The 10315-nt window shown below is 66.5% G+C and carries 7 protein-coding genes and 3 pseudogenes; 1 reads left to right on the forward strand and 9 read right to left on the reverse strand.

Going from position 1 to position 10315, the window contains the following annotated elements; translation table 11 throughout:
* The coding region (locus DM995_RS09845) for an FAD-dependent monooxygenase (protein ID WP_116969310.1) at positions 1-835 on the reverse strand (835 nt) is incomplete at its 3' end.
* 89 nt (positions 836-924) lie between these two features.
* Here DM995_RS09845 and DM995_RS09850 point away from each other — a divergent pair.
* Complete coding sequence (locus DM995_RS09850) at positions 925-3261, forward strand: DNA translocase FtsK (RefSeq protein WP_116970410.1); 2337 nt, start codon at positions 925-927, stop codon at positions 3259-3261.
* Between the two features lie 39 nt (positions 3262-3300).
* On the opposite strand, the gene DM995_RS09855 is transcribed toward DM995_RS09850, so the two are convergent.
* From DM995_RS09855 to DM995_RS09890, 8 genes and pseudogenes are all read right to left on the reverse strand, one after another.
* The gene (locus DM995_RS09855) at positions 3301-4407 is read right to left on the reverse strand and encodes an AI-2E family transporter (protein ID WP_116969311.1); all 1107 of its coding nucleotides are present in this window, start codon (positions 4405-4407) and stop codon (positions 3301-3303) included.
* Positions 4408-4563: 156 nt separating this feature from the next.
* Positions 4564-4899: an iron-sulfur cluster insertion protein ErpA gene (erpA, locus tag DM995_RS09860; RefSeq protein ID WP_116969312.1), complete on the reverse strand. Its 336-nt coding sequence runs from the start codon at positions 4897-4899 to the stop codon at positions 4564-4566.
* Positions 4900-5029: 130 nt separating this feature from the next.
* Positions 5030-5957 (reverse strand): annotated as a pseudogene (locus DM995_RS09865) (OmpA family protein).
* A gap of 222 nt (positions 5958-6179) precedes the next feature.
* A complete protein-coding gene (locus tag DM995_RS09870; RefSeq protein ID WP_232824276.1) occupies positions 6180-6599 on the reverse strand; it encodes a DUF2793 domain-containing protein in 420 nt (139 codons plus the stop codon).
* 149 nt (positions 6600-6748) lie between these two features.
* Positions 6749-8938, reverse strand: coding sequence for a phage tail protein (locus DM995_RS09875; protein WP_157973152.1), 2190 nt, complete (start codon positions 8936-8938; stop codon positions 6749-6751).
* A 5-nt stretch (positions 8939-8943) separates the two neighbouring features.
* Complete coding sequence (locus DM995_RS09880) at positions 8944-9354, reverse strand: peptidoglycan endopeptidase (RefSeq protein ID WP_116969315.1); 411 nt, start codon at positions 9352-9354, stop codon at positions 8944-8946.
* 1 nt (position 9355) lies between these two features.
* Positions 9356-9505: pseudogene (locus DM995_RS09885) on the reverse strand (phage BR0599 family protein); the annotation flags it as partial.
* A pseudogene (locus tag DM995_RS09890) lies at positions 9501-10315 on the reverse strand (terminase large subunit domain-containing protein); the annotation flags it as partial. The pseudogenes DM995_RS09890 and DM995_RS09885, both read right to left, overlap by 5 nt.

The following is a 10315-nucleotide window of genomic DNA, read 5'->3' on the forward strand; positions in this document are numbered from 1 at the left end:
TCGCGCCCAGAAAGCCGCCACTCGCTTCGGTCAGCGCCGCTCCGAAGGCGCGGTCGGTCAGCGAGGTCCAGGCATCGGCCTTGCCCTCGGGCACCGTCCAGACGATCGAGGCCATCGACCGGCACTCGTCATCGTCGTTGAGCGGAAGGATGGCGAGCGGACCATCGGGATAGAAGATTTCGAACGCGGTGTTCTGATGGCTCTTTTCCAGCGTCACAGCAGTAACGATTCCGCGCTGGCGATAGGACCATTGGCTCAGGCCGATCCCGGCCAGTTCGCGCGTCGGCGATACGCGCCCTTCCGCGCCGACCAGCAGCGAAGCGGTGAACACGCGCCCATCGGCCAGCGTGATCGTCGCCCGGTGGGTATCGACCGCGCGGTGCGCGATATCGGCGGCCATGATCAGGTCGATATCGGAATCGGCCCTCGCAGCCTGATAGAGCGCGGCGCGCAACAGGCTGTTGGGCAGCATCACGCCCATGCCCTCGACCCCGGCATCGAAATCGAGCGAACCCCGGCGAAGACCGTCGCTGACCGCGATCCGGTCGATCGGGCAGGCATCGCGCCACAGGCTATCGGCCAATCCCAGATTCTGCAGCATCTGCCAGCTGGTCGATGCCAGCGCCGAGGCGCGGCCGTCGAAGGCGGTGTCGGCCAGCGTCTCGGGCGTGATCCGGTCGATCACCCGGACGCTGAGCCCGTGCCGCGCTAGCGCCAGTGCGAGCGAAAGCCCCGCCGGTCCTGCGCCCATGATGAGGATGTCGCTGTGATTGCCCTGTGCCATGCCGGCAATGTAGGCGGTCCGCGATGCGCTGAACAGAGGCTTGTCATTCACCGACTCCCGCTCAAGTCCTTGCTTGACGCGGAGTCCCTGGTCTGCGCAAAATGGGCGGCATTTACCATATTGCCGGAGAATTCGAGGTTATGGCCAGTCGCGCCGCCACCAGAAACGCGCCCGACTGGCGCGACCTGATGCGTCAGAGTCTGATGCGCAGCGGCAGCCTGATCCTGGCGCTGCTGCTCTTTGCGCTGGTGGCTTTCGCTGCGATAGCGCTGATCACCTATCACCAGACCGACCCCTCGTTCAACACCGCGGCGGGCGGCGGCGTCGACAACTGGATGGGCGCGAGCGGCGCGTGGATCGCCGATTTCATGCTGTTTCTCGGAGGGCCGGCCAGCGCGCTGCTGCTGCCGATCACGGCCGTCCAGGCGCATCGGCTGTGGATCAACCAGCCGCTGGGCCACTGGCGGCGCTCGGTCATCGCGACGCTGCTCAGCATGCTGTTCCTCGCGGTCGCCGCTGCTGTGCTGTTCGGCGAATCCGCGCCGCATTTCCCCGCAGGTCCCGGCGGGCTGTTCGGGATGATGGGCGCGCGCGGCATCGAGGCGCTGAGCGGATTTCTCCCGCCCGCAGGCGCGCCGTGGGCGCTCTATGGCAGCGCTTCGGTGCTCGGTCTGGCGGGCGTGGCCCTGGGCTGGAAGGCGCTCGGTCTGGAGCGCGGGTTGCTGCGCATGCCGCCGATCAAGGTCAGCATGCCCGAGGCGTTGTTCCGCCGCCCGATCGGCCCGGTGATCGACGAGGACGAGATCGACACGCTCGACGATGCCGCCGAGCCGAGCCGTCCGGCGCTCGCCGCGCCGCGCAAGGAGGCCGTGCCCGACAACCGTCCGCCGCCGGAAATCACCGAGCCCTCGCTGCGGCCGGCCAAGGCGCAGCTTGGCCCCAAGAGCCGCCAGGGCGATTTCTTCGGCCCTTATGAGCTGCCCTCGGTCGACCTGCTCGACCCGCCGCCGTCGAGCACAGGCCCCGCGCTCGACAAGATCGCGCTCGAGCGCAACGCGCGGCTGCTCGAGACGGTGCTCAGCGATTTCAACGTGAAGGGCGAGATAACCGCCGTGCGCCCCGGCCCGGTGGTTACCCGCTACGAGCTGCTGCCCGCGCCGGGGATCAAGGCCAACCGCGTCATCCAGCTCGCCGACGACATCGCGCGCAACATGTCCGCGCGTTCGGCGCGCGTCGCGGCGATCCCGTGCCGCAAGGAGCTGGGGATCGAGCTACCCAACCAGCATCGCGACGCGGTGGTGCTGCACGAGATGATCGGATCGAGCCATTTTGCCGAGAATAGCGGCCAGCTGCCGGTCATCCTGGGCAAGAACATCTCGGGCGATCCGGTGATCGCCGACCTCGCGCCGATGCCCCACCTGCTGATCGCGGGCACCACCGGATCGGGCAAGTCGGTCGGCCTCAACGCGATGATCCTGTCGCTGCTCTACCGGATGACGCCGGAAACGCTGCGCATGATCATGATCGACCCCAAGATGCTCGAGCTGTCGATTTATGACGATATTCCGCACCTGCTCTCCCCCGTGGTGACCGAGCCGGCCAAGGCGGTGCGCGCGCTCAAATGGGCAGTCGAGCAGATGGAAGAGCGCTACCGGATGATGAGCGAGCTCAAGGTCCGCAGCCTCGTCAATTTCAACGACAAGGTCCGCGTCGCCAAGGCCAAGGGCCTGCCGCTGGGCGAAGAGGTGCAGACCGGCTGGGATCCGGTCAGCGGCCAGCCCCAGTACGAGAAGAAGCAGCTCGATTACGAACCCATGCCGCAGATCGTGGTGATCGTCGACGAGCTGGCAGACCTGATGATGACCGCAGGCAAGGAGGTCGAATTCCTGATCCAGCGGCTCGCACAGAAGGCGCGTGCAGCGGGCATCCACCTGATCATGGCGACGCAGCGCCCCTCGGTCGACGTCATTACCGGCGTGATCAAGGCCAACCTGCCGACCCGCATCAGCTTCCACGTCACCAGCAAGATCGATTCGCGCACCATTCTGGGCGAACAGGGGGCCGAACAGCTGCTCGGCAAGGGCGACATGCTCTACATGTCCGGCGGCAAGCAGGTCGAGCGCGTGCACGGGCCGTTCGTTTCGGACGAAGAGGTGCGCCGCGTCGCCGACCACTGGCGCGGCCAGGGCCAGCCCGATTACATCCAGGCGGTCACCGAAGAGCCCGAGGACGGTGGCTTTGCGCTCGATGGCGCGAGCCTCGACGACAGCCCCGAGGAGCAGATGTATCGTGCCGCCTGCCAGATCGTGTTCGAGAGCCAGAAGGCCTCGACCAGCTGGCTGCAGCGGCAGTTGCGCATCGGCTATAACAGCGCTGCGCGGCTGGTCGAACGGATGGAAGAGGACGGCTATATCAGCGCGCCCAACCATGTCGGCCGGCGCGAAGTCTTCCGCGACAAGGACGGCAATCCGCTTTGATTGGGGCCGTTCTGATCGGGACCGGTCGGCCGGGCGGGATTAGTCCTGCCCGGCAATCCGGATCGGCTTGCCGAGCAGTGTCTTCACATAGAGCCGCTGGACCATGACATAGGTCACGACGGTCAGCGGTGCCGACAGCAGCACGCCGAGAAAGCCGAAGACCAGCCCGAAAGCAACCACGGCGAACAGCAACACCGCTGGGGGCACGTCGACAGCCTGTTTCTGGATCATCGGTTGCAGGAAATTGCCCTGGATCTGCTGGACGATCAGGAACAGCACGACCGTCCACAGGGCCGTGGTCGGCGACACGGTAAAGGCGAGCAGGACCGCCGGAACGCCGGCAATGACGGGCCCGACCATTGGGATGATGTCGAGCAATCCGGCGATGATCGCCAGACCCCCCGACGCGGGGACCCCCAGCGCCCAGAGTCCGCCGCCGGTCAGCACCGCCACCACGACCGATGAGACCCCCTGCCCCATCATCCAGCCGCGTAGCCCGCGCGACGCATCATCCAGCGCGGCGGCGACAGGCTCCTCAGCCCGCTTTGGAAGCAGAAGCAGCAGGCCCCGTCGATAGACGGTCGGGTCGCTCGCAATGAAGATGGCGCCGACAAAGACCAGCACGAAATTGGCAATCGCATTGGTCGCGGTCATGGCAAAGCCGCCCAGCCGCGACGCCAGGCTCGACAGATCGCCGCTTCCCTGTTGCACGACCTTCCGCGCCTGTTCGCCCAGACCTACCTCGTCCAGCTGCGCCTCGACCCGGTCGATCGCGGGAGGAATGCTCTGCTGGATGGTATCGAACTCGCTCGCAATCTGCGACCCGAACAGGGTGAAGGCTCCAGCGAAGACAGCGAGAAGCAGGAACACCGAGATCGCCAGCGCGGGCCCGCGCTTGATTCCGGTGAGGTCGCAAACCCGGCGCGCTATCGACGAGAATATTGCTGCCAGGACGAGCGCTGCGAAAACCAGGAGCAGAAACTGCGTCAGCTCCATCAGCAGCCATGCCACGCCGATCACCGCGAGCACGGTCAGCGTGATTCCGGCGACCCGGCCGGCCTCCAGGCGGGTCATGGCATGCGGGCTGATATGGCCCGGCGCGTCGGAATCGCGACCTTCCGCATCGGGCATGAGAGCAGGATCCATCACGCCTGCGCCCTGAAGGTCGCGGGAGCAGTTGGCAGATTGCAATCGGAGATTGCGCAGCAGTGGCTGGATATCATGTTCACCCCCCGGGTTCAGGCCTTGTCGCTCAATACGAAATCCGGGGATTCGGGTTCCCCAAGGCGGGCGCGGAGGTGATCAGATCGAAAAGCTGGAACCACAGCCGCACCCGGCTGCAGCATTGGGATTGGTAACCTGAAAGGCCGACCCCCCGAGCGATTCCACGAAATCGACAGCGCTTCCCCGGACCAGATCGAGGCTGATATCGTCCACGACGAGCGAAACGCCATCGGTTTCGGTGACGATGTCATCCGGTCCGGGAGCGTCGGCAAGGCCGAAGCGATACTGGAACCCGGAACAGCCCCCGCCCTCTACCGCCAGGCGGAGGATGGCAGGCTTATGCTGCTTGGCGGCGATCGCGGCCACGCGCTTCGCTGCGGATGGGGTCAAGGTGATGTCGGCCTGGCTGTCCATGGTGTCTACATAAGCGCAGCCCCTGCCTTGGACAAGCCGCCGCGTATTTCGCGCCACAATGGAAAACAAAAAAGGGCCGGTCCGAAGACCGACCCTCTTTGTGACCAGACCCGGAGGTCCAGCGATTGGCTTACATGCCCGAACCCGGACCGTAGGTGATTTCCACGCGACGGTTCTGCAGTTCACGAACGCCATCGGCGGTCTGAACGCGGTTGCGGGTTTCACCGAACGCCTGGGTGCTGATGGCGCTGGCCGGGATGTTCCGCGAGACCAGATAGGCCTTGACGGAGTCGGCACGACGCTGGGACAGACCCACGTTGTAGGTAGCTGCACCCGAACGGTCAGCGTGACCTGCCAGCATGACCGGCACCGGCTTCTTCACCACCGAAGTTGTAGGTGATGCTGCCCAGGATCGAGTGGCTGCGGAAGCGGCCGTCGAAGCCACGACCACCAACGTCGATCAGATCAACCGAATCGCTGTTGAAGAAGCGATACTTCAGACCCACGTCCCAGCTGTCGCTGATCGGTGCGCGAACGCCGGCCAGAACCTGCCAGGCGAAGCCAGTGTCCGAATCGTCGATGAATGCGATGCGACCCGGACGGGTTGCAGCAATCGTCATGTCCGTGCGAGCAACGCCGACACCACCGCCGACAAAGCCCTGCAGACCATCGTCAGGACCGAAATCGATCAAGCCGTTCAGCATGAACGACAGGGCGTTAGCCGAACCGACAGCCGCCGAGCGACCAACCAGGTTGGCAAGACCGCCGCCACGAGCAATCGCGACCGAGGTCTGCACGTCGGTCAGGTCAGCTTCACGATAGCTGACTTCTGCTTCCATGCGGAAAGGACCGAAGTCGTAACCGACGACGGCACCGAGATCATATCCGGTGTCCGAATCAACGATGGTGGCATTGCTCAGAGCGCCGACATCGAACTCGATGTCTTCGACGATCATGGCGCCGCCTTCGACACCGACGTACCACTGACCGTCGCGGGCGAAAGCCGGCGTCGTCAGGGCGGTAGATGCCAACGCCAGTCCAACGACTAACTTGCGCATAGATTTTCCCCTTATAAGTAGGATTTGGAACGACAACTCGGCAACGTTACTAACGCCAAGACAGTTGCCACGCAAGCGCGGTTTTGGCCGGACTGTTGCCAAAATGTCGCCATTTCAGGGGGTGTCGCGCAAAAAATGCACCTCGGCTGCGGCCCTTCCGGCATGGCTGTGCTGACGAGGGTAACACACCGAATCATTGACGCATAATGTGCCTGAGATCAATTACGTAACGCCAGCCAGCCCGGCCTGCTGCAGCGCTCCGAGCACGCTGGCAAGCGTCGATCGCGCCTCGACATCGACCACCGAACCGCCCGTCGGGGCGGCGATCGGAGGATAGGCGGCCCATGCGCTGCCATCGAACCGTCGGCATATAGCTGCGGCCTCATCGCGCAATTGCAGACCGGCAGGCGCCGTCGCAAATCGCCATCCCCCCTCGGTAAAGACCGCGATCTTCGCGGCCTGGCCGGCCCAGGCCCCGACCGGGGCGGCACCGACGATCCAGGCCTGACCAGCCACCGGGGTGAGCGGCGCTGGATCGTCGAGCATCGCCTTGACGGTACCCCGCAGCAATGCATCGACCAGCACCAGCGCCTCGTTATGCGTGATTTCCTTCTGTGCCTGCGCCGCATGCAGCAGGGGCATGGAAAAATTGGGAGTCGATGACATGGCAGGCCTTTCGCGCGGTTTGGAAGAAGTCGGTACAGGACGGAACAGCCGTCATCGGGGGCCCCTCAGGCGTGTCGCTCCAGCATGCGAGCTGTCCTCGTTCAGCCTGTGAACGCTCTGTCGCTTCAGAGATGGATCGGCACGCTCAGCGGCGGCGACACGCCGAGCGCGCCGCGTTGCACGATGAAAGCTTCGACCGTTCCACTTTCGGCCGCAGCAAGCGCCGCGACTGTTACCGTATCAAGCGTGAGCATCGGCGGGGAGCAGTCGAAATCGGCGACGACGACACCATCGGCAAGGATCGACACGCGATAGGCTTCGAACTCCTCGCCCAGCGGCGCATCGACCAGATCCCGCCATGCAAAGCCGCTGCGGCTGCGACGTGTCCAGCGCAGCGTCATGCCACCACCGGCGAGCGGCTCCACCTGTGCATGCACCGGTGACAGGGGGCGGACGGCCCGACCGGGGCTGGCGAGATCGGCAACCACCGGCGTGTCGTCGCCCCTGCCCTGGGCTGCAGCGCGGAAATCCGGGCCCGGGCCAATCCGGTCCGGATCGACCAGGCCCAGCGCCTCGCCGATCAGCACGAAGCGCTCGCCCGCGGCGTGCCCGTCCATGCAATCCTCGGTCCCGCCGCGTCCGCGCAGCAGTCCGCTCAGGCGCAAAGTTCGATCGCCCAGCGGGCGCACGCGCGCGAACTGGACCAGTTCCCGACCAACCATCGCCATATTGGCTCCGCGCGCGAGCGCATCGTCGTCCGCATTGATCAGGGTCAGCGGCCCATCGCGCACCAGTTGGACGGTGATGCTGCTGCGATCGTCGCGGAGCAGCGCCGTTCCGGCTGCAGGCGGGACCAACACTTGCCCCATGGTCGCGCCGATGCGCAGGAAATCGAGCGGCTCGCCGGTCGATCCGTCCGCCTCGCGCGCATAGACGGTCGCCCCGCGCCAGCCCGTCGAAGCACCCGCCACCGCGATGGCGATATGGGCATGGTTCATCGGCCGGTCGATCGGTGAAGGCAGATCGAACAGCGCCAGAACGGTCATGCCGATGCCATCGTCGGGGGTGTTGACGCTTCGCCCCGGTTCGCTGCCGGCCGGGATATTGGCCGGACGGGTGCGCCGGCTGACCAGCTCCAGATCGATCCCCTCTGCTCCCCATTGCCAGCGCCGCACCTGCCATCGCCCTGCAATGCCTTCCACCGTCACGATCCGGCCCGGCTGAAGCGCCGGATCGAACAGGGCAACGCGCAATTGCAGCCGTTCATGTCCGTCGCGGCCTTGCTGCACGAGCCGCTCCACCCGCTGCTGGGCGCGCGCCGCGGTCATCACCGCAGCAACATCGATCTGCTGCGCCCGGCCATGACCGCTGGTGCCGCTGCGGCGAAGCCCCGGCTGATAGTCGCGTTCGGGATCGTAATAGCGCAGCGCCAGCGCGCCCGATGTCGGCGTGGTGCGCTGGCGTTCGAACGCGCGCACGTCCGATGCGTCGCGCGGCAGCAGCGCCGACGCCGGGATGAAGCTCGCAGGCCCCAGCGCATTGTCGTGCCACATTATCTGCAATCCACCGTCCTGCTCGATCAGCGATAGCGGAAATCCGGCGGCAATCGCCTGGACCGCATCGCGCCGGCTCTCGGACGGCAAGCTCCAGCCGGTCACCGAGCCCTCGCCCTCGGGTACCCCGGCGGCGATCAGGTCGGCAATCAGTGGACCCAGCGCCACGTCCGTCGCATCGCCGATCACCTCGAAGGTCAGCGAAGGGATGCGGTTGCCGAATTCCTCCAGCGCCATGTCCTCGAACACCGCATATGCGAGGCCGCGATAGGCCGGACACTGGCCGATGCCCTCGGCCGCTGCGATCAGCGGGTCGAGCGGCTGATCGCCATGGCCATGGTGCAGGCGGAAGCCGGTTTCGCTGGTGAACACGCCGTCCTGGCCGCGCAGCAGATTGCCCTCGGCCCAGATGCGGCCAACACCCTCGATCGGCCGCGCCGACAGTGCGACGGCGAAGCTCACCGAATAGCTGTAGCGCGTTGTCCCTGGCCGGCCCTTGCCGCCCCCTTCGCGGATGCGCCGTTCCTTGAGGTCGGTCGCCCAGATGACCGTCCCGGCGATCCGCGCGCGTCCGTGGACATGGGAAAACGGGCTGCCATATTGCGAGCTCTGCACCGCCAGATCGGTGAGCCTCGGCCCCTCGCGATCCCTCGGTCGGAACAGGAGCGTCTGATCGATCGTGCGCCCGACCAGCGCGCCCAGTGCGCCGCCCAGCGGACCACCGACCAGCGTGCCGACGGTGCTCAATACGAGAGTTGCCAAAGCCTCTATCCTTGCTGAAGCCGCCAGCGCCGCTGCACCGGCCAGGGCGCAGGCGGCGGCGCGGCGACGATCCGCCCCAGGCCGATATGCGCGTGCACCAGCAGCACATTGGCATCGACCAGCACATGAAATTGCCGCACGCCAAGCTCGCACAGCAGAACGTCGCCCGGCGCGCCCGGCGCATTTTGGGCCACCCGGTCCAGACCGCACATCGCCGCCCATCGGTCGAACCGATCGAGGCAGCCGCCGCGCAGCCGGTAGTCGCAAGGCGCATCGACGCCGCGCCCGATCCGTTCGAGCGACGCCGCGACCAGTCCGACGCAATCGAGCCCCGTGGCCGGATCGCGTCCGTGCAGGCGGAAGGGGCAGCCGACCAGATCGAGCGCGGCGGCAGCGAGCCTGTGCCCATCGTCCATGTCAGAAGGTCGCAAATCGGGTGAGCAGGTCATTGCCGGGGAGATGCGGCTCGCCACGAAAGTTGATCGCATTGCCGAACCGGCCCGAGCAGGTCGCGAAGGCCTTGTCGCAGCCCTCGACCAGCAGCGCGAGATCGCCCGGTTGCGGCGCGGCCATCGTCCTGCAACGCGCAGACGATGATGCCGCACGCGTCGCCCGAGGACCCTGCAGGCGGGTCGACCCCGATCACGACGCGCACCAGGCCTTGCGCCTGCCAGCGCACGCGGCACGCCTCGATCAGGCTGCGGCTCCACAAGGCGCCCTCGACATCTTCGAGCAGTTCGCCGTCGAGCTCCTGCCGCCCCAGAGCGGTGCCGCCATAATGCCGCTCGACCGCCGCGAGGAACGCGGGTGGCAGATTGGCGCGGTTGGCATGGCTGCTGCCCCGGCTGATGACGAGGCCGGGATCATCGAGCAGCCGTCGCACGAGCGGCACCGCGCGCGGCGTGGTGGTGGCGCAGACCTGCGGCAGCGATCCCACGCGCAGGCCCAGTTGCAGATTGTCCCAGGCCGCCATCGCGCGGCCCGAAGCATTGTCCCATTTCGCAATCTCGTCGCACCAGGCATGGCTGTGCTCGGGTCCGCGCAAGCCTTCGGGCTCGGCGGCGGAAAACAGCACCGCCTGCGCCCCACCCGGCCAGCGCAGCCGGCGCAGTGAGGGCTCCCAGTGCGGCCGCGTCGACTCGGGCGCGATCGCCAGCAGCCCGCTCTGCCCCTCGACCATCACGCTGCGCGCCTCGGCCAGATTTGCTGCGACCAATGCAATGCGCGCATCGGCAATCGATTCGCCGATCTGCCGGACCCATTCCGCCCCGGCGCGCGTCTTGCCGAAGCCGCGCCCAGCGAGGATCAGCCAGGTGCGCCAGTCACCCGGCGGTGCCAGCTGTTCGGGCCTCGCCCAGAACGGCCAGTGATGGCCGA

Origin of the sequence: Blastomonas sp. UPD001 (genome assembly GCF_003426715.1) — a bacterium.
In the GTDB taxonomy this organism is placed as follows: domain Bacteria; phylum Pseudomonadota; class Alphaproteobacteria; order Sphingomonadales; family Sphingomonadaceae; genus Blastomonas.

Bases quoted from the DNA above. Each gene is read 5' to 3' on its own strand.
- DM995_RS09850 (WP_116970410.1), top strand. From the start codon at position 925: ATGGCCAGTCGCGCCGCCACCAGAAACGCGCCCGACTGGCGCGACCTG.
- DM995_RS09855 (WP_116969311.1), bottom strand. From the start codon at position 4,407: ATGGATCCTGCTCTCATGCCCGATGCGGAAGGTCGCGATTCCGACGCG.
- erpA (WP_116969312.1), bottom strand. From the start codon at position 4,899: ATGGACAGCCAGGCCGACATCACCTTGACCCCATCCGCAGCGAAGCGC.
- DM995_RS09870 (WP_232824276.1), bottom strand. From the start codon at position 6,599: ATGCCCCTGCTGCATGCGGCGCAGGCACAGAAGGAAATCACGCATAAC.
- DM995_RS09880 (WP_116969315.1), bottom strand. From the start codon at position 9,354: ATGGACGATGGGCACAGGCTCGCTGCCGCCGCGCTCGATCTGGTCGGC.